This window comes from Palleronia abyssalis (assembly GCF_900302445.1).
GTDB lineage: Bacteria > Pseudomonadota > Alphaproteobacteria > Rhodobacterales > Rhodobacteraceae > Palleronia > Palleronia abyssalis.
Genome location: NZ_ONZF01000010.1, coordinates 1 through 20,800 on the forward strand (window position 1 = coordinate 1; position 20,800 = coordinate 20,800).

The 20,800-nt window shown below is 60.5% G+C and carries 25 protein-coding genes; 10 read left to right on the forward strand and 15 right to left on the reverse strand.

Annotated elements, in window-relative coordinates; genetic code table 11:
* Nucleotides 1-11 precede the first annotated feature (11 nt).
* A complete protein-coding gene (locus tag PAA8504_RS16715) occupies nucleotides 12-164 on the reverse strand; it encodes a StaA (protein ID WP_108895352.1) in 153 nt (50 codons plus the stop codon).
* Here PAA8504_RS16715 and PAA8504_RS22140 point away from each other — a divergent pair.
* Nucleotides 163-348 carry a hypothetical protein gene (locus tag PAA8504_RS22140; RefSeq protein ID WP_181375849.1) on the forward strand — a complete coding sequence of 62 codons (186 nt, stop codon included), beginning with the start codon at nucleotides 163-165 and terminating at the stop codon, nucleotides 346-348. The genes PAA8504_RS16715 and PAA8504_RS22140 overlap by 2 nt on opposite strands.
* A gap of 70 nt (nucleotides 349-418) precedes the next feature.
* Here PAA8504_RS22140 and PAA8504_RS16720 read toward each other — a convergent pair whose 3' ends face one another.
* The 9 genes from PAA8504_RS16720 to PAA8504_RS16760 all read right to left on the reverse strand — a co-directional run bounded on the left by PAA8504_RS16720 (nucleotide 419) and on the right by PAA8504_RS16760 (nucleotide 7,020).
* Nucleotides 419-937: a type II toxin-antitoxin system YhaV family toxin gene (locus PAA8504_RS16720; RefSeq protein WP_108895353.1), complete on the reverse strand. Its 519-nt coding sequence runs from the start codon at nucleotides 935-937 to the stop codon at nucleotides 419-421.
* The gene (locus PAA8504_RS16725; RefSeq protein ID WP_005668772.1) at nucleotides 934-1,260 is read right to left on the reverse strand and encodes a type II toxin-antitoxin system PrlF family antitoxin; all 327 of its coding nucleotides are present in this window, start codon (nucleotides 1,258-1,260) and stop codon (nucleotides 934-936) included. Before PAA8504_RS16725 ends, PAA8504_RS16720 begins: the two co-directional genes overlap by 4 nt.
* Before the next feature lie 124 nt (nucleotides 1,261-1,384).
* Entirely contained in the window at nucleotides 1,385-2,038 is a 654-nt protein-coding gene (locus PAA8504_RS16730; RefSeq protein WP_024099305.1) for a DUF6927 domain-containing protein, read from the reverse strand.
* Nucleotides 2,038-2,631: a hypothetical protein gene (locus tag PAA8504_RS16735; protein ID WP_025042408.1), complete on the reverse strand. Its 594-nt coding sequence runs from the start codon at nucleotides 2,629-2,631 to the stop codon at nucleotides 2,038-2,040. Before PAA8504_RS16735 ends, PAA8504_RS16730 begins: the two co-directional genes overlap by 1 nt.
* Nucleotides 2,632-2,707: 76 nt before the next feature.
* Nucleotides 2,708-4,690: a ParB/RepB/Spo0J family partition protein gene (locus PAA8504_RS16740; protein WP_108895354.1), complete on the reverse strand. Its 1,983-nt coding sequence runs from the start codon at nucleotides 4,688-4,690 to the stop codon at nucleotides 2,708-2,710.
* A gap of 154 nt (nucleotides 4,691-4,844) precedes the next feature.
* Entirely contained in the window at nucleotides 4,845-5,234 is a 390-nt protein-coding gene (locus tag PAA8504_RS16745; RefSeq protein WP_043754131.1) for a DUF3768 domain-containing protein, read from the reverse strand.
* Between the two features lie 88 nt (nucleotides 5,235-5,322).
* A complete protein-coding gene (locus PAA8504_RS16750) occupies nucleotides 5,323-5,532 on the reverse strand; it encodes a DUF6330 family protein (RefSeq protein ID WP_108895355.1) in 210 nt (69 codons plus the stop codon).
* A 23-nt stretch (nucleotides 5,533-5,555) separates the two neighbouring features.
* Nucleotides 5,556-6,494 carry an ArdC family protein gene (locus tag PAA8504_RS16755; RefSeq protein WP_108895356.1) on the reverse strand — a complete coding sequence of 313 codons (939 nt, stop codon included), beginning with the start codon at nucleotides 6,492-6,494 and terminating at the stop codon, nucleotides 5,556-5,558.
* 40 nt (nucleotides 6,495-6,534) lie between these two features.
* Nucleotides 6,535-7,020, reverse strand: a complete 486-nt coding sequence (locus PAA8504_RS16760) for a hypothetical protein (RefSeq protein ID WP_107817799.1) — start codon at nucleotides 7,018-7,020, stop codon at nucleotides 6,535-6,537.
* 278 nt (nucleotides 7,021-7,298) lie between these two features.
* Between PAA8504_RS16760 and PAA8504_RS16765 the strand changes: the two genes are divergently transcribed.
* On the forward strand, nucleotides 7,299-8,501 hold the full coding sequence (locus tag PAA8504_RS16765) for a Fic family protein (protein ID WP_108895357.1): 1,203 nt from the start codon (nucleotides 7,299-7,301) through the stop codon (nucleotides 8,499-8,501).
* Nucleotides 8,502-8,713: 212 nt separating this feature from the next.
* On the opposite strand, the gene repC is transcribed toward PAA8504_RS16765, so the two are convergent.
* From repC to PAA8504_RS16785, 4 genes are all read right to left on the reverse strand, one after another.
* Complete coding sequence (gene repC, locus PAA8504_RS16770; RefSeq protein ID WP_108895358.1) at nucleotides 8,714-9,769, reverse strand: plasmid replication protein RepC; 1,056 nt, start codon at nucleotides 9,767-9,769, stop codon at nucleotides 8,714-8,716.
* A gap of 238 nt (nucleotides 9,770-10,007) precedes the next feature.
* On the reverse strand, nucleotides 10,008-10,976 hold the full coding sequence (gene repB / locus PAA8504_RS16775; protein ID WP_245897673.1) for a plasmid partitioning protein RepB: 969 nt from the start codon (nucleotides 10,974-10,976) through the stop codon (nucleotides 10,008-10,010).
* On the reverse strand, nucleotides 10,976-12,175 hold the full coding sequence (gene repA / locus PAA8504_RS16780; RefSeq protein WP_108895360.1) for a plasmid partitioning protein RepA: 1,200 nt from the start codon (nucleotides 12,173-12,175) through the stop codon (nucleotides 10,976-10,978). The genes repB and repA overlap by 1 nt, the downstream gene beginning before the upstream one ends.
* 341 nt (nucleotides 12,176-12,516) lie before the next feature.
* A complete protein-coding gene (locus PAA8504_RS16785) occupies nucleotides 12,517-13,425 on the reverse strand; it encodes a recombinase family protein (protein ID WP_108895361.1) in 909 nt (302 codons plus the stop codon).
* Between the two features lie 226 nt (nucleotides 13,426-13,651).
* Here PAA8504_RS16785 and PAA8504_RS16790 point away from each other — a divergent pair, with 226 nt between their 5' ends.
* From PAA8504_RS16790 to PAA8504_RS22555, 3 genes are all read left to right on the forward strand, one after another.
* Nucleotides 13,652-14,719, forward strand: coding sequence for a hypothetical protein (locus tag PAA8504_RS16790; protein WP_065324511.1), 1,068 nt, complete (start codon nucleotides 13,652-13,654; stop codon nucleotides 14,717-14,719).
* A gap of 297 nt (nucleotides 14,720-15,016) precedes the next feature.
* Entirely contained in the window at nucleotides 15,017-15,796 is a 780-nt protein-coding gene (locus PAA8504_RS16795) for an arsenic resistance protein (RefSeq protein ID WP_245897674.1), read from the forward strand.
* Nucleotides 15,797-15,850: 54 nt separating this feature from the next.
* Entirely contained in the window at nucleotides 15,851-16,009 is a 159-nt protein-coding gene (locus tag PAA8504_RS22555; RefSeq protein WP_231886353.1) for a hypothetical protein, read from the forward strand.
* A gap of 69 nt (nucleotides 16,010-16,078) precedes the next feature.
* Here the strand turns inward: PAA8504_RS22555 and PAA8504_RS16800 are convergent, their stop codons facing one another.
* A complete protein-coding gene (locus tag PAA8504_RS16800) occupies nucleotides 16,079-16,480 on the reverse strand; it encodes a MerR family transcriptional regulator (RefSeq protein ID WP_037953553.1) in 402 nt (133 codons plus the stop codon).
* Between the two features lie 96 nt (nucleotides 16,481-16,576).
* Between PAA8504_RS16800 and PAA8504_RS16805 the strand changes: the two genes are divergently transcribed.
* The 5 genes from PAA8504_RS16805 to merA are packed head-to-tail and all read left to right on the forward strand — an operon-like array spanning nucleotide 16,577 to nucleotide 20,623.
* Nucleotides 16,577-16,984: a mercuric transporter MerT family protein gene (locus PAA8504_RS16805; RefSeq protein WP_009824452.1), complete on the forward strand. Its 408-nt coding sequence runs from the start codon at nucleotides 16,577-16,579 to the stop codon at nucleotides 16,982-16,984.
* A 12-nt stretch (nucleotides 16,985-16,996) separates the two neighbouring features.
* Nucleotides 16,997-17,302 (forward strand): heavy-metal-associated domain-containing protein, encoded by a 306-nt coding sequence (locus PAA8504_RS16810; RefSeq protein WP_048535538.1) that lies wholly within the window; start codon nucleotides 16,997-16,999, stop codon nucleotides 17,300-17,302.
* A 37-nt stretch (nucleotides 17,303-17,339) separates the two neighbouring features.
* Nucleotides 17,340-17,780, forward strand: a complete 441-nt coding sequence (gene merF / locus PAA8504_RS16815; RefSeq protein WP_081285561.1) for a mercury resistance system transport protein MerF — start codon at nucleotides 17,340-17,342, stop codon at nucleotides 17,778-17,780.
* Nucleotides 17,764-19,113 (forward strand): dihydrolipoyl dehydrogenase family protein, encoded by a 1,350-nt coding sequence (locus PAA8504_RS16820; RefSeq protein WP_050672455.1) that lies wholly within the window; start codon nucleotides 17,764-17,766, stop codon nucleotides 19,111-19,113. The genes merF and PAA8504_RS16820 overlap by 17 nt, the downstream gene beginning before the upstream one ends.
* A gap of 58 nt (nucleotides 19,114-19,171) precedes the next feature.
* Nucleotides 19,172-20,623 (forward strand): mercury(II) reductase, encoded by a 1,452-nt coding sequence (gene merA / locus PAA8504_RS16825; RefSeq protein ID WP_050672454.1) that lies wholly within the window; start codon nucleotides 19,172-19,174, stop codon nucleotides 20,621-20,623.
* Nucleotides 20,624-20,800: the final 177 nt, after the last annotated feature.

A 20,800-nucleotide genomic window follows, 5' to 3' on the forward strand; every position in this document is an offset into this window, starting at 1 on the left:
CCAAGGCTTGGTCAGGACTTGGGTTCGACCTGCCGCTTCGCATCAATCAGTGCCTGTGCGGCCTGCATCACCTGAACCTGAGATGTTCCCGAGCCTGCATCCTCCAGCGCGGCCTGCACCTGCGCGCAAAACCACGTGTCATAAGAATTCGCTTCAGCGGCCATGGAAATGCTCCTCGAGAGCTTCATCCAGAAGCTTGCCATGGCCATGGGGCATGTCTGCAACGTGCACCGCGACTGGCAAACGGCCCCGCTTCATCTGGGACGCGCATCGCTCATCGAGACCAAGAAGTGGCCCTTCCTTTCCCGTTTCGTCCATTGCGTTCTCTCCAACCTTGTTAAGGCGTGAGGTTACATCACCTTGCGTGATACCGTAAACGGCGGTGCAGTTAGGGTCGCAGAAAATCATCCTAGGCCACTTACCGATCGGGCACCGCTTCAAGGGAAGTTTCGAACCGCTTGCCCGCCGCTGCAGCTTCTTTCAAGAGCGCGTCGAAATTGTCGGGTGGATTGCCATCTTCCAACATCCCTTTGAACGTCGCATAGGCATCCGTCTTGCTGCCGTAGGCGCGCAGGGTCTTGTCGTCGTTCACCCAGGCCACCACGATGACCTTCGCATCGCTGTTGAACCGGTAGAACAGCCGATACTGCTGGAAGAATTTCGCCCGGAACCAGTGCTTGCGGTGATCGCCGAGTGTGCCGCCTTGCCGGAAGGCGGCGGCACCCGGATCTGCAGGTATGGCCTCGGTGACCAGCTTGAAGATGGCGGCCAGCCGTTTCGTCGGGTTTTTCTTGTGCCAGGTCTTGGGATCGCGAGCCTTACGCGCCTCTACCTCCTCGACCAGCCCTTCGAGCTGGTCCAGAAAGAGTGGGTGCGCATAAATCGACCATCCATTCACGACAAGGGGCGCTTGGGCGGGCACGCTATCGCCGCTCATTCATCCTCGAGCGATAGCGGCGCATCGAGATCGACATCAACGTCTCCGACCAGTGCTGCAAGACGGTCATGCAAAGCCCCATCGAAAGCCCGAATGCGGTCCGGATGCGCCTTGATATCGGCCTCGACAAAATCGAGAAAGGCTCCGAGCACGGGATCTTCCTCGTCGCTGCGCACGGGCTCGATATAGACCCTGCCACTCGGCTCGGTGCAGTAACGAATCTGGTCGCCCTTGCCCAGCTTGAGCTGTTTGCGCACACCCGCCGGCACGGTCGTCTGATACCGATCCGTGAGTTTCGAGACATCTTGTGCGAGGGCTGTCATGGCAGTCTCCTGAAGAAAAGGGGCTTTGCTGCCCGCGATAGGTAATGCATTTGCATTGCCTTGTCAAGACAAGCCGCAGCATCTGCTGTCGCCGGGCAGGTCGATGAACCGTCCGGCGCAGGACCTAATTTCGCCCCGCCAGGAACTCCGCCAGCACCGGGCTAGCCGCACCTTTCGTGGAGCTGAGCAGCTCCGAGCCCGCAAGCGAGGCCTTCGACAGGCGTACGAGCCCACCAGTTTCCTCGATGCGGTAGCAGCGGCGCTTTTGCCGCCCACGCCTGTAGTGGGTCGCGGTGACAATCTGGCAGGTACTGCCATCGGTGAGCGTCACAGGGGTGGCGAGCTTGATCTTGTCGCCTTCCTCGTAGTCCGGGATCGCAGCCCAGTCCTGGCAGCGCTGGCGCCAGGCATGAGCATAGCTGTCTGGGTCTTTCAGCTCGGACAGCAGGGCCAATAGGCTCAGTGGCGCGCGGGATTCGACCGGTCCCGCGCTTTCCTCCATGTCCTTGTAGCCCCAGCAGCCGTCATCATATCGGGTAAGGAATACGGCGGCGAAAGTGATGGAGCCATCCGCATCGGTGACATAGGTCGTGTCTTCGACAGGGGTGCCGTCGATATTTGTGACCTTTGCCGCCGCGTACCAAGTCGAACCCACCTTGCAGGCTTTGACCAGTTCCGTCTTGCGCCTTTCGCCCTCGAAGGTGCACAGCCGAGCAATCTCCGCTTTCTCATCCGCGTAGGTCTGGACGCGGCCGTCGGTGTAGAAGAGCCAACCCATCACGCCGCCCTCCGGTCATCGATTTCCATCAGCGCATCGAGCGGCACGCGGTAGGGCTGCATGGCGTCAAAATCCTCGCAATTGCCACAGTTCTGCACGATCGCAAAGGTGTCGCAGGCATCCTTGAGGATGACCCTGAAGGTGCCACCGAGGCCCGAGGGCACTTCGTAGGTCCCGCCGATGAGATAGTCCGAGGCCCGGCGCACGAAGACGCGGATGCTGTGGCCATCGGTGGCGAGCCGGATGGCCCCTCGCCCCCGGTCGATGAGCACCTGCACGTCATCCAGGATGTCGGTGTAAAACTGGCCGGTCAGATCGCGAAACGCCATGCGGCGCTGCGCCATCCAGTCGGTGTCCCGAAACGGGTTCATGCCGTCGGCGAAGGCGAAGGAGGGATCGGCCTGCTCGGTGGTAACGATACGGGTGGTCGTGCCATCGATGCCGTTTGAGCGCAGATGCACACCATTGCCGACGATGAGGATCAGGGCCGGCCTGTCCACGGGCCCGTTCCAGTTGGGCAGGAAGGTCTTGCAGGCACGCGCATGTGCGATTTGCGCCGCAACAGCGGAGGCAGAGAACTTGAGAATAGCCATGGGGATGTCTTTCTGTTCGGTTTGGAAGGGTCGACCCGCGCGGGCGGCATGGTCCACGCGCGGGTCGCGTGAGGACTCAGGCCGCTTGCGCGATGTCGCCGTCAGGCTCCGGGGTTTCCGCCGCGGGCTCCGCCTCATCACAGGCGACACCGGCTGTCTGCATCATGGGCGGGCACCAGGCGGCCACGGCAGCGCGCTGCGCGTCCGTGAGCGTGGCGAAGGGCTCGGCGAAGAGCTTGTCACAAAAGGCGACGATCTCCTTCTTGCTCGACGAGGCCAGCGTCACCGCCTCCTGGGCGAGACCCAGATCCTCGCCGAGGATCTTCAGGAGCCAAGCCTTCTTGAAGCGGTTGAAGAGCGCCGCATTCGGCGTCCAGTGGGCGCGGATGTCGGGCATGATCTCGATCTCGAACGCATGCATCAGGCTGTCGCGCTGGCGGTCCCGCGCGAAGCAGGACTGCGTCGTGCTGGCGGTCGCATAGGCCACGAGCTTGGCCTTTTCGCCTGCCTCCAGCGCGCGAAACGCCGCGAACTGATCGGCGGGCGCGCGGGTGTCATCGAGCCAGGAGAGGTCCAGCGCCTCATGCGCCGCCGCCACCTGCTCGAGCGAGGTTGCGTCGATCTCGTCCATCTTGGCATGGCTGCGGTATTCCTTGCGGGCATCGATCTTGATCGCCTGCGTGACACTCATGCCGCTGGCCAGAACGTCGCTCACCAGCTTGAAGAGCGTCAGATCGAGCGTAGCTTCCGGATGCAGCGCCATCGCGGCCCCAAGCGCCATGGCTCGCTCGGTCTTGAGGTCCTCAGCCAGTGAGGCCGGATAGGTGATTTCGCCGGCGTCTGGGGCCTCCTCCCCGGTCGGGCTAGCCGAGGAGCCGCGCGCGCCCTCCTTTTTGACGGTGTCTTCCGGGCGGACGAGGCCAACATGGAGGGTCACCTGCCCGCCCGACCAGGACGCGATTACCCCAGACCGCGCGAGGTCCTCGGCGCTGTAGGCCTCCTGCAGGTCGCGGGCTTCCTCTTCCAAGGCGTCCACGCGCTCGTAAAGCGCGTTGTAGGCACCGTCCTCGAGCCCCTCATCCTCCATCTCGAGCTGCAGTTTCTCAAGCTCGGCGGTGATCTCATCGATGCGCTTTTGCGCAGCCTCATCAGGCTCGATCGGGCCGGGATAAACGCGGCCGTAGTCGGCCATGGTCGCGTAATCATAGCGGACCATGGCATCGGCCCAGGCAAAGCCCAGCTTTATGCGGGCCTCTTCGGCGGCGGCACCGAGCTTCTCGAGCAGGATGGTCTCGACCAGCGCGGCGTCTTCGAGCACGGAATGCTCTTCCAGAAGGTCAGCGGCGACAGCGCCGCCCCGCGCCTCGTAGTCCGCGCGCACGAAGGCCCCGATATCGTCACTGACCTGCACGCCGCGGGATTTGAGCGCCTGGCGGACCGTATAGGCCTGCAGGTAGCTATCTTCCTTGGTGAGCGCCTCGAAGACTTCGCGCTGCACCTCCTGGCTCGGATGCTCCGCAAAGGCCTTCATCGTGTCGAGCGTGATCGTCTTGGCCCGGGCCGCGGCGCGGATGTCGGGGTGGATCAGGCCATAGCGCAACCGGCCTTTCACGGCCGCCACCGTGGTGCCGAAGGTCTTTGCGATCGTCTCGGGCGTCTGGTCGTCGACCTCCATCATCCGCGCGAAAGCCTCGAACTCGTCGATGGCATTCATCGGCGCCTGGGTGATGTTCTCAGCGAGCGACAGGGCCGTGGTGACATCGCAATCCTCTGGCACAAGACGGCAGTCGATCTTGGCCTTCGCCGTGAAGCCTTTCGCGGCCCTGTCCGCGACCAGCTCCTTCAGCGCGGCATGCCGACGGCCACCGGCGAGGACAGCATATTTGCCGTCGAGCTTCTGGACCATGAGCGGCTGCAGGAGACCCAGAACGGCGATGCTTGCCTTCAGATGGGCGATGTTCTCAGGATCATAGGTTTCCGGCGAGTTGCTGCGCACATTGGCGGGATGTGAGACCAGATCGCCGATGGCGACGGAGACGGGTTTGAAGCTTGTGGTCATGGCGTTTCCTTTTCGGTGGGTTTGGAGCGGCCCGCGCATTCAGATGCGCGGCCAATCCCCGTCTTCAGGGATCACCACAACAAAAGGCCCACTCTCCCTTTGAGGGGTCAGCGGGCCTTCATCGCCTGGGCTGTCAGGAGGGGTGTCCCCTCCCCTACCAGTCGCGCGCCAGCATGATGGTCAGCACGCGCATGGTGGTGGCGGGATTGTCCGGGGCCTCGGCGCCATAGCGGAAGTCGGAATCCGCTTCGTACAAATCCAGTTTCCAGAACACGGTCTCGCCGCGGACCTCGACCGCCCCGAAATCATGCCATCCTTCGGGATCGTTCTCGGGCTCGAAGGTCTCGAACATGCCCGTGGCCTTCACCGCCTCGGCCATGAAGCCGTCACCGGCATTCATAATTGAGCGGGTGACATGCATGCGGCCCTGGATAGACTGGGCGGTTGGCACACCGAGGCACGCGAGCTTGCGAAACGCGTCGTTCTGCGCTGCGATCACACTCGGATCAGGGCGGTCTGTCTGGGGTTGTCCTGTCATGGACATGGGGTGCTCCTTTGAGAAGTTGAAACACCCTTCCAAAAGCCAGCTTTTTCTTTTTCCCCCTGGCGGCAGGACAGAAGCAGAAGGGGCCCTACCCGAACAATCGCTTGGGTCTGTAACTCGGGTTGGGGATGGTTTCGATCCAGCCGCCTTGGTGCTTGATGGTCTCAAGTGCCGCCGAGAGCGGATAAGCGCCCTCGGACGGGCTCCACCAATAGGCGCCGTGCTTGAAGGTGATGATCTTGCGGCGGCCGTCGTTGAAGCAGGCCACCCGCAGCGTCTTGGGTTCCTTACGTGACATGGGCGTCTCCGTTCTCCCTGTGGTCAGGCGGCCTTGGCTCGGCCCCCTGCCCTGCCCGCCTCCGATCTGGCGATCAGGTAATCACAGGCGCGCTGCGCATCCGCGGCGTGCTTGAAGATCGCACCCTTGTCCGACCGAAGAACGCGCAACCAGTTATGGAGGTAGGCAGCATTCATCTCGAGCGTATGCGCCGTAAAGCCGAGCGTCTGACCCAGGAACACCGAGGTCAATTCCGCGACGATCTCCTCGCGCGCGTAAGAGGTGTTGCCAAACTTCGAGAACCCGAAATCACGGTTCAGTCGATGCCGGGCCTTCGTGGCATGGGCCAGCTCATGCGCCCAGACCCCGTAGAAATTGCGCGGGTCCTGGAACCGCGTGATGGATGGCATGTAGACCTTGTCCACGGGGGGCAAATAGTACGCCTCCGTGCCCGTGAAGACGGTCGTGATGTAGATGGCATCGAAAAACGCCTGCATGTGCGGGATGGGCTCGGACGGCGGATGCTCGGGCGCGGGCTCCGGGTCTGGGAAGAAGCTGTCGGGCAGGCCATCGATCTGGCAGGCATTGAACACGCGGTAGGATTTCTGGAAGCGGAAGATGCGGGCTTCCTCGGAGCGATCATCGCCATCGCTGCGGTCGTCCTCGCCGCCCGCGTCTTTCCGGCTTTGGCCGTAATAGACGACGACAGAGGATTTCTCGCCCTTGCGGACCTTTGCGTCCAACGCATTGGCCTGAGGCAGAGTCATCCAGAAGGGAGAGCTGTGGCCCGCCATCACGGTCCGCATCGTCAGCAGGAAGTTGTTCACCCCCTGGTAGGGTTCGCCGCCCACGCGCAGGGGGCGTGAGCTGCCGCCTGCGGTCCAGGGCTTGCGCCACGGCAGGACGCCGCGCTCGATGATGCGGATGATTTCGTTTGTGATGACCTCGGAGGCATCGAATTTGGTCGTGCGGGATCGGGCCATGGCTGGCCTCCTTTCGAGTTTTGGTGAGAGGGAATGGTGATCAGATTGACTGAAGGGGCCTCGGATCGTTGGCGATCCTGGCACCGAGGGCTTCGACCATGTCGATGTAGGCGGTCAGCGAGACGGATCTGCCAGAACCGCAAGGATCAGGGTCGACCGATCCGTCCCGCGCCACCCGCGGCAGTCTCGCGAAGGCAATGACATCGGTGACGGGTCGGATATCGATGAAGGGCGTCCCTCGTGCGACCGCAAGAGTGGCCAAGGGAAAGCGCTCGATCGGCGCGAAGGTCGAAACGGTGGTCCAACCGAGATGGAGGAATGTCCCACCCTCGCCGCAGATCACGTGCGCGTTTGGCAATGACGCCGCCTGCTTCAGATAGCCGAGATCACGCAGGACGGTCTCACGCTCGAGCTGCAGTGCCTGGCCCGTCTGGCCGGTTCGGCGTAGTTCCTTGTGCCGCCACCACGAGGCGGCGGTCGCGCGTAACACGCACAAGACACCTGTTTGCATCGGAATGCCCTTCATCAATAACAGCAGACCGGAATCCGGCCCGGACCCATCTGAGGGACCCCAAAGGCCCTCATCCGTCAGTCACAAAACCCGAAGGACACTTTCTCTTTTTCCGGCCCCTTTGGGCACACAACAAAACCGAAAAGCCCGGCCCTTCTGCCGAAGCCATTGATTTCATGCAGCAATTCCAGATCGGCAGGCAAGATCGGCAACGCATATCGGCAAAACCTTGCTTGAAAGTACGAAATGTGTTTATTTTTCAATTACTTTGCAAACATGGAAGATCGGCAAAAATGCTGGAAACACCCGCCAGGATCGAACCCTGCTTCTTCGAGGAGCATATTCCCACAGAACTGGCAGACCTTTCGGTCGACATCCAGAGGGAAGCCACCGGGCTGGGACAAGGGTTGCATCCTGACAGCGCAGCCGAGCTTGCCGATCTCGTCCGCGTGATGAACTGCTACTACTCCAACCTGATCGAAGGACACAACACGCGCCCCCGCGACATCGAAAGGGCGCTGGCGGGCGCCGAGCTTGAGGAAGAAACCCGTCCCCTCGCCCTTGAGGCCCGAGCGCACGTCATCGTTCAACGGGCCATCGACGAGATGCATCGCAAGGGCACCCTGCCCCGCCCCACATCCGTCGAATTCCTGACTTGGGTCCATAAGAGCTTCTACGAAGAGATGCCGGATGAGTTTCGGGTCATCGAACATCCCGACGGCACACAAGAGCCCATCGTTCCGGGACGCATGCGCCAGGATGATGATCGGGAAGTTGCGGTCGGGCGCCACCTACCTCCTTCATCGTCGCGCGTCGCGGCATTCATGGACCATTTCGACAAACGATTTCAGATTGCGGCGCGGTCTTCGAGCGGACGGATCATCGCGATCGCCTCTGCACATCACCGGCTCAACTACATCCACCCTTTCCCGGATGGGAACGGTCGTGTCAGCAGACTGATGTCTCATGCCATGGCCCTCACAGCGGGGATTGGTGGCCAAGGGCTCTGGTCCGTATCACGTGGGCTGGCCCGCGGGCTAACCGATCGGGGCGAGTACAAACGGATGATGGATCTGGCCGACAGTCCACGCCGCGGAGACCGCGACGGACGGGGGAACCTGTCAGAAGCGGCACTGAAGACGTTTAGTGAATGGTTCCTAAAGGTGACGCTCGACCAGATCACCTTCTCAGCAAGATTGTTCGATCTCGGCGGACTGGACCAACGGTATCGTCGTCTTGTTGCAGATACCATCGATGACAAGCGAGCGCCGGAACTAATCTCGGCGGTTCTTCGGCATGGGGCACTGGAACGGGGCGATGCGCAGATTGTGCTCAAGACGTCCGAGCGTACGGCACGCAATACGCTGAGCAAACTCACCGCCGCCGGATACCTGACTTCCGCCTCGCCGAAGACGCCAGTTCGGTTGGCGTTTCCGTTGGATTATCGAGAGCGGCTCTTTCCGAACCTGTTTGGAGATGGCGACCTCCCACAATAACTCTAGGGATTTAGGGTGTAATGCCTGACCGCCGATTTCTTTCATGGGTGGCGAGATTTCCATCAAGGGTCGCTCGTGTGGCACCTGTCCACCGCGGTGGACATCTGCTGGTCTGAGGTAAACTGAACAACCACCACGCGCCGCTAGGAGCGTTTGGACAGTTGTGGCTGCCATAAGCGCCGCTTCCCGTTTGAAGTCCACCGCGGTGGACATTAGACAGTTCGCTCATTGGTTTCGGACAGTCGCTTGATCAAAGCTAGTGGATCAAATTGGTTTTGCCTTTGACCCAGGGTGATACTGTGAAAATACGCCCCGAAATCCCTGATGCGTTTTCCAAGCTGTAGCATGATGAAGATCGCGCATGACGCTTTCTGAACTCCTATAGCACTCTTGGCTTTCTCGAATGTTTCTGGATGAATGCCCATCATGGGTGCAAGTGTTCGAGCATGCTTTTCAATGTCCAACCAGTTTCTAAGTCTCACTGTGGAGAAGGATGTTGCCTGATCGCAGACTGAGGTCAGCAAGTGTGGCTTCAGTTCTTCATCGGCTACGTCGTTATCTAAATCTTTTTTTTCTTTTTTAGACTTAGATTGGTGCCGGACAGTTTGTCCGTCATTGGCGGGCAATTCCATAGTTTCTGGTGGGTCATCTGGGGTAGATAAACTCTGGCATTCTGCATCTGTACTGGCGAGCAGAGCGTGGTATTCGGGGAGGCTTAGCTTCCTGCGTAGAGCTCTCCGTGCGTAGTTGATGAATGCGTTGCTGGGATCGTACTCTTCCAAATGGGCGAGCTTTGTAAGGATCTGTTTGCGGACAAATATCCGATCACGCCGGTTATTCTCCATCTCTTGCGCGATGGCGATAAGCTCGCTTGCACGTTGGAGCAGGGGGGCGAGCGACAATCCATAACTGATGCACTCCCCGCCGGACGAGCGAACGCGGTAGCGCTTTCGGTTCGAGCTGTCATTGCGCTTGATGAATCCGAGTTCAACGAAACGGTTGATGTGCCTGCGGAGTGTCCGTTCGTCAATTCCACCAACGCGCCGGCAGATTGAATTGTTCGACGCAAAAACCGTTTCGCCATGGCCAGGCTTCAGGAAACTGAGCATGGCTTGAAGTGTCTGTATGTGGCCAGGACGTAGACCAAACACGCTGCGGGCATCTCTCAGAGCCCTGAAGATGGTCCAGACGTCGGTTTCGGATGGGGGAAATGAGCCGCGGGTTGCATCAGCACCTGCGGCATCGATCGACAGTTTTGTAAATGCCATGGTTTGTTCACGATGACCGTTCGGCCCACAGCTTCCCTGTCTCCTCCCAAGATTTTATCTGGGAAAAGGCAATAAAAATCGGTTCACCGAATCGGTGACTCTTGACCGGTTTGCTGGAGGTTGCTACATCATGAGTGCAAATCGAATGATGAGGGCTCTCCAGGGGAAACTTTGGGGGGCTCTTTTCTTTCTGGTCTTCGCTTTTCTCCTTTGCTCGGGTTCCTCTATGTGGCCTGGGTTAGGACCCAGAGCCGCTCTCATTCCGCCACTCATCGAAGAGTTGCAAAAGCGTAGCTTCCGCACGCTCCTCGAGCCACTGGCCGAATTCCGGGTTGTCCTTTTTGGCTATCTTGATGGCGACCGCTTTCTGATCGACTGTCAGCGTTCCGACAGTGTCGCCGCTCTCATTCTTGACGAGGGACGTCACGCCGCGACTGGTCGGTTTCTTGTCTGCACGAGCCTTGTGCGAGCAAGCAGAATAGACCGCCTGAAACCTCTCGGGGCTTGGAGTGTCGTCGGGCAGGGCGGCGATCACCTCTTTGGCCGAATTCACCAAGTCTACCTTTTCCGATAGGGCCACTAAATCACCCCACTGCCGTCTTCCGATGCCATGTGCCGGCCCGATAAGCTGAACAAGCCCATCAGGCAGTTGATCGATAACGACCCGGTGGTTGGACACGCCTTGCCGGGTTAATCCCAAAGCATCCTGAATGACGCCGGGTTTATATCCAATTTCCTGCATCTCTTTGATAAACAAAGATTTTTCTATGAAAGACGGATCAAGTCGAAGGTTGTTCTCTTGACCCTGTGCGATAAGCGAGGCGTCGTCGTCCAATGTGCGAACGATTGCCTTGACCGTTCCTCCGATCTTGCGGATCGCCGCCAGTCTACGGCGACCGTAGATGATGCGGTATCTGTCGGGTTGGCCCGATGGGCGGACCATGATCGGCACTTGTTGGCCATGCTTGCGAATGCTCTCGGCAAGCTCGTCGATACTCGTATCTTCCAGCACCAACCGATCGCGAAGGCCATCCATGTCAATCTGATCGGGTTCGATGTCCCGGATCGAATTGGCCGTGATTTCGCGCAAGGAGTCCCGCAATCCGCCAACAGAGCCGGGCAGCTTTGCAGCCTTTTGCAGGGTAGGGGAGGGAGCCGCGCTCTCTTTTTCGTCCTTCGGAGGTTGGTTGAAAATGTTTCTGGCCATCAGCGACGCCCCCATGCCATTTGGATCGTCTGCTCCAGTTCATCGGCAACGCCGTTCACGCTGGTCAGAGCACGATCAATCGTTTTCCTGATGAACTGGCCGGGATCAACTTCGTAGACGGTTTGCTGGGTCATTCCGGCGTCAGAGATTGCGGTAGACTTCAGCATGGGTTCAGTCATGACCTGGCCGGCGAGAATTGATCTCAGGTAGCCAGCCATTTGGGTCTGTGGCCCGTCTGATGGCTCATACCTTGTGATCAGGAATTTGACGAAATCCCATGTCACACGCCGTCCAATCGCTTCTTCCACGGCCTTTACCGTTTCTGACGCAAGTTTCAGGAATTGGCTCATGGAAGCGATGTCGAGCATGCCTGGCACGACGGTTACCAGGAGCCCCGTAGACGCCGCCAATGCCGTGAGAGTCAGAAAGCCGAGTTGAGGAGGGCAGTCGATCAATACGATGTCGTAATCTGCCTCTATCTCCTCGAGCGTTAAGGCGAGCCGCTCCGCAAAAATGGGCTGCATCCGACGGGCGAGCGCGTTTGCTGTCTCGGTTTCGTACTCCGAGAGCATCAAGCCCGCCGGAACCATGTCGAGTTTGTGAAAGTAGGTCTTTTGGATCACGTCAGAGAGCGGAACCTGATCCTCATATCTCAAAGCATCATAGATTGTTCCGCCCTCGGCGAACTCGAGCTCAGGCCGAAAGCCGAAAAATGTGGTCAAACTTGCTTGCGGATCGAGATCCAGGACCAAAACACGGTAGCCGCGCAAGGCATAACGCTGTGCAAGATGTATAGTCGCTGTTGTTTTCGACGAACCACCTTTGAAATTGACGACCGATAGCACCTGAAGTCGGTCGCCAACGCGTCGACCTGGCCGATACGATTCGGCGTTCTTTCCTGTGCGCTCCAAGATGTTACGCAATTCGTCCACTTCTTGGGCTGTGTAGAATCGGTGCCCGCGGTTATCAGTATGCACTTCCGGGAAGCTACCGTCCTTGTGCCGGTTGCGCAGGTTAGACGTGCTTACGCGCAGGAGACCGGCAACTTCGGTCGAGCTGAAACGGCGCAAGGCTTTACGCTCTTCGGGTTCGAAGGCGATCTTCATCTGCCGATCCAATGACTCGGCCAGATTGTCGGCAAACGTGCCGATGTCAGAAGAGCCTATGCCTTGCGCATATCCAACGTTTCGATCATCCATATCCTGCCGCCCGCTCTTGGCCCCTGTTAAGGCTCTTGATCATTTTGACGACGCACAACGTGTCTGACGCAATTTGCCGTCAGAATGGGAATGCCACGATCCAGCGAGTCCGGCAAGAAGAATCTAGATGTAGTGCAAAAGTTATCCACAGCACCTATAGGTGTTGCCGCGTAAAGAACTCAGCAAGTCATTGATATAGATATATTAAATGTAGATCTAACCGAATCGAGCCGCTACTCTGTTGAGTTGGCACAATAGCAGCTAACCCCAAACAACTAATGGCACTTTCTGCCTCCTGCGGAGTTTTCTCCCGGTGAAATTTTTTGGATTCGGGTCAGAAGCTACACCTGATCTTGGCTCGATTCGTACGGCATGAGGCCAAGTCGTTCCGCCCGCTCCAGCAGCATCTTCACCGACGAAGGCTGCCAGCTTGTCCGCCCGCGCGGCGTGCGTTCGCGCATCGCCTGCAGCCGATCACAAATTGCCTGAAGCGTGATGTCGGGATCTGCGCCTTTGATGCCAGCAACAATGGCGGGCAGGCGGTCGTCGGTTTCGCGGTGCCCGGCGCGGGTCAGCACCTCGGTAGGCAGGAAGCCGTCGCGGACATAGGCCTTCACAGCGCGTAGCAGGCGGCTTTGGGTCCAGCGACGCGCCTCGGGCAAGGGGCCGTTGATGATGCGCACCACGTCTTCCCAAGCCAAGTCGGGGCGCAGACGGCGCACATGGGGCACCCAGTCTTGTGCCGTTTCGTTCAGGCGCTCCATGTAGCCATCCTGTCGCGCCAGTCGAACTTTGCGAAGAGCAACAGGGTCTTTGGCCCGCAGTCCGGGGTTGCCGCCCACGCGGCCCTTTGTACGCGCGCTCGCAAGCCCGGCCTTGGTGCGCTCGCGGATCAGGGCGCGCTCGAACTCGGCCGCGGCCCCCAGAACCTGCAGCGTGAACTTACCTTGCGGCGATGCAGTGTCGATCGGGTCCTGGATCGAGCGAAAGAACGCACCCTTGGCCTCCAACTGCTCGATCACCTCGAGAAGGTGCGACAAAGACCGTGCAAGGCGGTCGATGCGCACGACCACCAGCGTATCGCCCTTGCCGATGCGCTCCAGCACGCGCGCCAGCACCGGCCGCGCGCGGTCGCCGCCCGAGGCGTGTTCCTCGAAGATTTCGACGCATCCCGCGGTTTGCAGGGCCTCAGACTGGGGCAGGGGGGTCTGATCGTCTGTGGAGACGCGGGCATAGCCTATGAGGGGCATAAAAACGGGCCGTTTGCAGTTTAGGATACCGCTACTAAACGACCGTTTGTAAGCGAATGCAAGTGCCGGCTCTGTGGGGCTGTTCAGTCCAAAGCCCTTGGTTCCCTTACGCTGAGCGCGATCAGCGAGCTCTCGCAGACCATTGCGCGCACGTGCTATATAAAGTGTGCAGGCGCACCCTGACAAAACCCTTGGGTAAAATGCAAAAATGCCATATTTTGCACATATGGAGCCTCAGGCATGTATAAAGTATAATATTTTTGATGATCCTCTTGAGGATGCGGAGGAGCTTGAAGAGACTTCTGAGGACGACCTGTGGTTCCTGCCCGGTCCGATGGAAGAGGAGCCGCATTATCTGCCGCCCGGACCTAGGGCCGAAGTGCGTGAGACCGCTGTTCTTGACGATTGGCGACGTGCCGAGGCGGGCCATGCTGCCCGCCTTGCCCGTGTGGCCGGCCGGATCGGGGCGCTAGACGACCGTCTGAAGCGTGGCCCGGAAGGCTGGCGGCACAGGCTTGCGTTGATCGAGGCGGCAGACCTCAGCTGGTTTGCAGGCGACCGAATTGGCCCGGATCGGCTGGCGCTCTGGATATCCATGCGCTTGTCCGGCGTGCAGGACGACACCGCAGCGCTTGCGCGTGTCGGATGGGCGGTGCGGCGTCTTACAGGCGGTCCCGGCCCAGACGTGGACCTGTCCGCCTTCCTCGATCGCCGTGACCCCGAGAACATGGTGGATGAAGCCGAGCCCTTCGCGGATCGCGCGGGCGGGTGGCTTGACCTGATGGCGCAAGCCGCCGACCTGCACCCGATCACGCGTGCCTGCATGGGGTTTCACCTCTGGAGCCTCGCGGGCCTCGGACAGCAGAGCAACCGAATGGAAGCGGCGGTCACGGCGTCGCGCATTGCCGCGCATGAGGGCGAGGGGGCAATATTCGCACCCCTGGCCATGGGTGGGGCGGGGGCGCTGCGCGCCGGCGGCCCCCCGGCTGAACGTTTGGCGCGCGGGCTCGAGAAAATGGAAACGGCCTGCCTGACCGCGATGCGGCACCTCGACGATATCGAGACATGGTCGGCGCTGGCGGAAGCCGAGATGACCCCACTCTCGGGCAAGACGCCGCCAGCCCTGCGCGGAGTGCTGACCGAATGGCCCCTGGTCTCTGCCCCTATGGCCGAGGCCCTGACCGGAGCCAGCCGCGCCGCTGTCCAGCGCAACCTCGCCTGGATGGAAGCGCGGGATCTGGTCCGCGAGCTAACAGGGCAAGGACGGTTCCGAATGTGGCGCGCCACAAACTGATTGTCGAAGCGATCTGTGCGCGCCGATGTTGCGTCTATCCGCAGCACGGCTGAAACGGTGAGGAGCACCGTTTTGCAGATGCTCGAGGTCAAAGAGTTCGGCTGATCGGCTGAGACAATTCGGCTATCGCCACGTCCCCAACTACCATGAAAGCATTGTCGACTGGGTCGTGACCGGTCTGCGGGTATAAACCGGACAGACCATACAACGCTCCAAGCGACGAACGAGCCGTTGTCGCAATGGCATGTCGAGTGATGTCTTCTTGAAAATCGCCTTCGGAAAGAGCAGGGGCAGGACATGAAGCTGCAAAATCTCGAACGCCATCAAGCCTGGATCTACCTCGCTGCCATCCTTTCCGGTCTGGTCTTGGGCTCGCTCGCCCCCGGTATCTCGGGGGTGTTCGAGGCGCTGCTTTCGCCGGTGTTGGGGCTTATGCTTTTCACTACCTTCGCTCAGATGCCGCTAGCGCACCTGCCGCGCGCGACGCGCGACCGGCGTTTCATCGGCACCATGTTGATCGGCAATTTCGTCCTGGTGCCGCTGCTGGTCTGGGGGCTGATCGCGTTCCTGCCTGACGATCCTGCGCTTCGGCTCGGGGTGCTTGTCGTGCTGCTGGTGCCCTGCACCGACTGGTTCATCACATTCACCCATCTCGGTCGCGGCGATGCGGTGCGTGCCGCGTCCGCGACACCGATCCTCCTCGCGGTTCAGTTCGCCAGTCTGCCGCTCTTCCTTTGGCTTTTTCTCGGCGAGGCATTCTTTGAGCTTCTCGCCGCCGACCGCATTGCCGCCGTCTTTGCGGCGCTTGTCCTGCTGCCGCTCACAGCGGCTTTCCTGCTGGAGCGTTGGGCAGAGGCGCGCCCGGAGCGGGCCGCGATCGTAAATCGCCTCGCCTGGCTGCCGGTTCCGCTTCTGGCTGTCGTGGTGTTCCTGATCGCGGCCTCGCAAGTCGACGCGGTACGGGATGCGCTGCCGGTTTTGGCGCAGGTGGCGGGCGCCTACGTCGCCTACCTCGTCGCCGCAGCACTTCTCGGTGCGGCGACCGGGCGGGCGGCCGGATTGTCCACTAGCGGGTGACGAACGGTCATCTTCTCGCTCTGAACCCGCAACTCCTTCGTCGTACTTCCGCTGGTGCTGGTGCTTGGACCGGAGTGGAACGTGGCGGCCGTGGTCATCGTCTTCCAGTCGCTCGTCGAGCTCTTCGGCATGGTCGCCTATCTGTGGATCGTGCCGCGCTATCTGGTCCCCGAACATGCGGCGACCACGCAGGACTCCGCGGGGAACGAATGATCGCAAACAACGGCGCTGGCACCATTGTCCGCTTGGCTGACATGCATGGGCGTCCTCAACTATGGCCCTTCAGGTCACCTCCGTCAGCGCGTCGATCACAGGGCATTCAGGGACATCGTCACCGGTGCATTGCGCCACGGTGGAAGACAGCACGCGTTCGATGCGTTTGAGATCGTCGATCTTGGCGCGGACCGAGGCGAGATGCGAATTTGCCAGACCCTGCACCTCGCCGCAGGTCTGGGCACCGCCATCGACCAAGGCGAGCAGATCGCGGACTTCGTCGAGCGTGAACCCAAGCTCGCGCGCGCGCATGATGAAGCACAAGCGCGCGACATGCCGATCATCGTAGACGCGATAGTTTTTGCTGGAGCGCGGCGGCTCGGGCATAACGCCGATGTTCTCGTAGTAGCGAATGGTCTCGAGATTGCAGCCGGTCAGCCTGGCCAGATCTCCGCGCCTGAGGACCTTCACCGATCTGTGACGATTTTTCACGTTTGACCCTCTTGAGCCTGTACCTGCTACAGACCCTAGATTGAGATCATCACTGAGGCAAGGATGATTCGAACCATGACTGAAACCACATCCGCCGACCGGCAGACGGCAATGGACGAAACAGGGGCTGCCGACAAAAAGGCATGGACGACAACCTGGCTCGGCGCGCTTGGCGCGCTGGCGATGACCTCATGCTGCATCCTGCCGCTGGTGCTGGTCAGCTTCGGCGTTACCGGCGTTTTCATTGCGCAGCTGGGCGTTCTCTACCAGTACAAATGGATCACCTTCGCGCTGAGTGCCGCCTGCATCGGCTATGGATTCTACAAGGCCTACCGTCCGATCCCGACTGAGGCCTGCGCGGATGGCACCTGCGCGCGCCCCATGAACCGGAAACTCATGCGATCCATTCTTTGGATTGCCACCGCCATCGTCACCGTCGCGATGATCTTTCCCTATCTCACCCCATACCTTCTGTCCTACTGAAAGGCCGAACCCATGAAGTCACTCCATCTTGCCCTTGCGGTCGTTGGCACTCTCGCAGCTTCCCCCGCCAGCGCCGCCGAACAGCGCATCAATATCGGGGTAGGCGAACTGACATGCCCGACCTGCTCCTACACGGTGGCGGCGGCCATGCGGGGCGTTCCCTCGGTCGAGATCATCGACTTCATGGAAGGAGAGGAATTCGGCACCGGCACCTACATCGTCGCCTTTGATGACGAGGCCGCCGATCAGGACATGATCGTCGAAGCAATCCGCGCCACCGGCTATTCGGCGGACATCGTCGAGTCCGGCGATTTCTGATCGCATTCACCGACCCGCACTCGGAGCTGGAGACAGCATGACAGACATGAACAATAACAATGAACCCACGACCCTTTTGCGGCGCGGCCTCATCGGCAGCGTATTTGCGGCGATCTGTTGCTTCACGCCGTTCCTGGTGCTGATCGTCGCCGGGGTCGGACTTTCTGCCGTTGTTGGTTGGCTCGACTACGCGCTTTTCCCGATGCTCTTCGCCTCGCTGAGTGCGGTTGCATATGCCCTGTGGCAGCAAGCCGGCAGACCAGGGCACAGTCCGAAAGCCCTTCTCATCGGCTTGGCGGTTGTTCTTTCGGCTCTGCTGTTCTGGCTGGAGTTCCGCTTTGCTCTGCGGATCTCGGTTGCCGCCGCTTTGGCGGTGGCGGGATATGCGCTCTGGCTCAGAAAATCAGGCAGTTCAGCAGTGAGCCGGATCAAGAGAAACTGGCACAAGGAAAGGAACAGGTATGACCAAGACCTATGACCTCATCGTGATCGGCGGCGGCACCGCTGGAAATGGCGTCGCCCGGATGGCCGCGGATGCAGGCTGGAGCGTCGCCAGCATCGACAGCGAACCCCATGGCGGCACCTGCGCCCTGCGCGGCTGCGACCCCAAGAAAATGCTGGTCGCGGTCACCGAGGGTGTCGAATGGGCCGAAAACATGGAAGGCAAGGGGCTGGAGGCGCAACCTTCGGTCAACTGGCCCGACATGATCGCCTTCAAGCGCAGCTTCACCGAAGCTATGCCACCGCGCATCGAAGCCGGGTTGGAAAAAGCGGGGATCGACGTCTTGCATGGGCTGGCACGGTTCACCGGCCCCAATACGATCGAGTTGAACGGCGAGACCCTGACCGCGAAGCATTTTCATATCGCCACCGGCGCGCGGCCGATGACGCTGAACATCCCGGGCGAAGAGCATCTGACCACCAGCACCGAATTCCTGGAACTGCCTGAGCGACCGAACCGCATCGCCTTTGTCGGCGGCGGCTTCATCGCCATGGAATTCGCCCATATTGTCAAGCGGGCGGGCGCGCGCGAAGTGACAGTGCTGGAGATGATGGACCGCCCCTTGGGTCCTTTCGATCCCGACTTGGTCGCAATGCTGGTTGAGGCAACCGAAGAGCTCGGCGTCGATCTCCGCACCAAGGCGAAGGTGGCGAAGATCGAAAAGCAGGGCGACGAATTCACCGTCACGGTGGAAACTCCCGACGGCACCGAAACGATCACTTGCGATCTGGTGGTGCATGGCACGGGCCGGGTGCCCAATATCGATCGCCTTAACCTTGAGGCCGCCGGCGTCGAATACTCACGCCGTGGCATCAAGGTGAGCGACGCGATGCGCACCACCAATCCGGCGATCTTCGCCGCGGGCGACTGCGCTGCCAGTGGGCCCAAGCTGACCCCGGTGTCCGCCTTCGAAGGGCGTGTGGCAGGCAAGAACCTGCTGGCTGGAGAAGACGAGCGTACCGTGGATTATCCGCCGATCCCGTCGGTAGTCTTCACCCTCCCGATGGTGGCCACCGTGGGCTTGTCGGAAGCGGTGGCCAGGGAACAGGGGCTGAAGTTCGACACCCATTTCGAAAAGACAGGGGACTGGTATTCGTCGCTGCGCGTCGGCGCGAAACATACCGGATTCAAGGTTCTTGTCGAAGAGGGCAGCGGACAGATCCTCGGCGCGCATCTGATCGGGCCGGGCTCCGAGGAGCAGATCAATCTTTTCGCCATGGCCATGGGTGCCGGGCAGACCGCCAACCAGATCAAGGCCATGATTTTCGCCTATCCGAGCTATGCCTCCGACATCGGTTCGATGGTGTGATTCAAAATTATTGATCGGGGCCGTGTCGCGATACCGATCGCAAGCTAAGGAAGAACCAATGGACCAAACTGTAACGAAAGACGATTGCTGCACTGCCAGTGAAACCCGCGATGACAACTACGATCTCATTGTCGTTGGTGCCGGCTCGGCCGGGTTTTCTGCCTCGATCACGGCAGCCGATGCCGGAAAGCGCGTGGCGCTTATCGGGCACGGCACCACCGGCGGCACCTGTGTGAATGTCGGCTGCGTGCCGTCCAAGGCGATGATCCGCGCCGCAGAGGCGGTGCATGGCGGCGCGTCGGCCGCCCGGTTCCCGGGCGTCGAGCCCTGTGATCATGCGGTGGATTGGGGTGCCGTAGTGCAAGGCACCACCGATCTGGTCGAGGAGATGCGGCACAAGAAATATATAGACCTGCTGCCCGCCTATAAAAGCGTTACCTATATCGAGGATGGCCCGGCGCGATTGGTCGAGGGTGGCGTCGCTGTTGGAGGACGGGTGATATCCGCCCCGCGCGTCCTGATCGCCACCGGCTCGCGCCCCCACCTGCCAGCGATCGAGGGGATCGACACAGTGGAGCCCCTCGATTCCACCGATCTATTGACTTTGCCTGACCGGCCCGAAAGCATCTTGGTGCTGGGCGGCGGCTATATCGGCTGCGAGCTGGCGCAAATGGCTTCAAGGCTGGGGGTGAAGGTCACGCTAGTGACCCGCTCGCGCCTCCTGCCGGGCGCCGAACCGGAGGTGGCCCAGGCGCTGACGCAAGCGCTGAAGGCCGAAGACATCGCGGTCGAGACCGGTCTTGCTTACGTCTCGGTCGCGAAAGCTGCGGGCGGCGTCAATCTGATTGTCGAACGGGGTGGTAAGACCGAGGATCTGACCGCCGAACGGCTGGTTGTGACCACCGGCCGGATCGCCAATTCCGAGAACCTTGGATTGGAAGAGCTTGGCATCGAGACCGACGCACGCGGCTCTATCAAGGTCGGTCAGGACATGGCGACCACGCGTGCCGGCGTCTGGGCCGCGGGCGATGTCACTGACCGTGACCAGTTCGTCTACATGGCGGCCTATGGTGCCAAGGTGGCGATCAACAATGCCCTTGGATTGGAGCAGATGCGCTATGACAACGCGGCGATGCCGTGGGTCGTGTTTACCGACCCGCAAGTGGCCGGCGTCGGCCTTTCGGAGGTTGAGGCCAAGGCGGCGGGGCACAAGGTCAAAACCAGTGTGATCACGCTCGACAACGTGCCCCGCGCCGTCGCTGCACGCGATACCCGCGGCGTGATTAAGCTGGTGGCCGACGCGAAGACCGACCGCCTGCTGGGCGGTCAGATCGCAGCACCGGAGGGGTCGGACACGATTCAGACACTGGCAATGGCGCTGATATTCGGCATGACCGCACGGGCGCTCGGAGAGACGATCTTTCCTTATTTGACCACGGTCGAAGGGCTGAAACTCGCCGCACAAACCTTCGACAAGGATGTAGCCAAACTCAGCTGCTGCGCGGGGTGAAAAGACGAGAAATTCCGGCGACACCGACTCATAAGCAGCGCTCATTGTGAACCAGCGCGTACAAAGCCACAAAGTGCTTGTGGCGGTCAGCATTCTCTCGGCATGGAGGCTGACGGCGGTAACGGATAATCACATATTAGAGCCAGCAGTGCACATCCCACGTTCTGTCATTAGGTT

Excerpts from the sequence above, each read along its gene's own strand:
- PAA8504_RS16820 (WP_050672455.1), top strand. The coding sequence starts at position 17,764 with ATGACCAAGACCTATGACCTCATCGTGATCGGCGGCGGCACCGCTGGA.
- PAA8504_RS16765 (WP_108895357.1), top strand. The coding sequence starts at position 7,299 with ATGCTGGAAACACCCGCCAGGATCGAACCCTGCTTCTTCGAGGAGCAT.
- merA (WP_050672454.1), top strand. The coding sequence starts at position 19,172 with ATGGACCAAACTGTAACGAAAGACGATTGCTGCACTGCCAGTGAAACC.
- PAA8504_RS16750 (WP_108895355.1), bottom strand. The coding sequence starts at position 5,532 with ATGTCACGTAAGGAACCCAAGACGCTGCGGGTGGCCTGCTTCAACGAC.
- repA (WP_108895360.1), bottom strand. The coding sequence starts at position 12,175 with ATGGATGATCGAAACGTTGGATATGCGCAAGGCATAGGCTCTTCTGAC.
- merF (WP_081285561.1), top strand. The coding sequence starts at position 17,340 with ATGACAGACATGAACAATAACAATGAACCCACGACCCTTTTGCGGCGC.
- PAA8504_RS16730 (WP_024099305.1), bottom strand. The coding sequence starts at position 2,038 with ATGGGTTGGCTCTTCTACACCGACGGCCGCGTCCAGACCTACGCGGAT.
- PAA8504_RS16795 (WP_245897674.1), top strand. The coding sequence starts at position 15,017 with ATGAAGCTGCAAAATCTCGAACGCCATCAAGCCTGGATCTACCTCGCT.
- repB (WP_245897673.1), bottom strand. The coding sequence starts at position 10,976 with ATGGCCAGAAACATTTTCAACCAACCTCCGAAGGACGAAAAAGAGAGC.
- PAA8504_RS16755 (WP_108895356.1), bottom strand. The coding sequence starts at position 6,494 with ATGGCCCGATCCCGCACGACCAAATTCGATGCCTCCGAGGTCATCACA.
- PAA8504_RS16715 (WP_108895352.1), bottom strand. The coding sequence starts at position 164 with ATGGCCGCTGAAGCGAATTCTTATGACACGTGGTTTTGCGCGCAGGTG.
- repC (WP_108895358.1), bottom strand. The coding sequence starts at position 9,769 with ATGGCATTTACAAAACTGTCGATCGATGCCGCAGGTGCTGATGCAACC.
- PAA8504_RS16725 (WP_005668772.1), bottom strand. The coding sequence starts at position 1,260 with ATGACAGCCCTCGCACAAGATGTCTCGAAACTCACGGATCGGTATCAG.
- PAA8504_RS16785 (WP_108895361.1), bottom strand. The coding sequence starts at position 13,425 with ATGCCCCTCATAGGCTATGCCCGCGTCTCCACAGACGATCAGACCCCC.
- PAA8504_RS16805 (WP_009824452.1), top strand. The coding sequence starts at position 16,577 with ATGACTGAAACCACATCCGCCGACCGGCAGACGGCAATGGACGAAACA.
- PAA8504_RS16760 (WP_107817799.1), bottom strand. The coding sequence starts at position 7,020 with ATGAAGGGCATTCCGATGCAAACAGGTGTCTTGTGCGTGTTACGCGCG.
- PAA8504_RS16740 (WP_108895354.1), bottom strand. The coding sequence starts at position 4,690 with ATGACCACAAGCTTCAAACCCGTCTCCGTCGCCATCGGCGATCTGGTC.
- PAA8504_RS16810 (WP_048535538.1), top strand. The coding sequence starts at position 16,997 with ATGAAGTCACTCCATCTTGCCCTTGCGGTCGTTGGCACTCTCGCAGCT.
- PAA8504_RS16745 (WP_043754131.1), bottom strand. The coding sequence starts at position 5,234 with ATGTCCATGACAGGACAACCCCAGACAGACCGCCCTGATCCGAGTGTG.
- PAA8504_RS16720 (WP_108895353.1), bottom strand. The coding sequence starts at position 937 with ATGAGCGGCGATAGCGTGCCCGCCCAAGCGCCCCTTGTCGTGAATGGA.
- PAA8504_RS16790 (WP_065324511.1), top strand. The coding sequence starts at position 13,652 with ATGGAGCCTCAGGCATGTATAAAGTATAATATTTTTGATGATCCTCTT.
- PAA8504_RS16735 (WP_025042408.1), bottom strand. The coding sequence starts at position 2,631 with ATGGCTATTCTCAAGTTCTCTGCCTCCGCTGTTGCGGCGCAAATCGCA.
- PAA8504_RS22140 (WP_181375849.1), top strand. The coding sequence starts at position 163 with ATGGAAATGCTCCTCGAGAGCTTCATCCAGAAGCTTGCCATGGCCATG.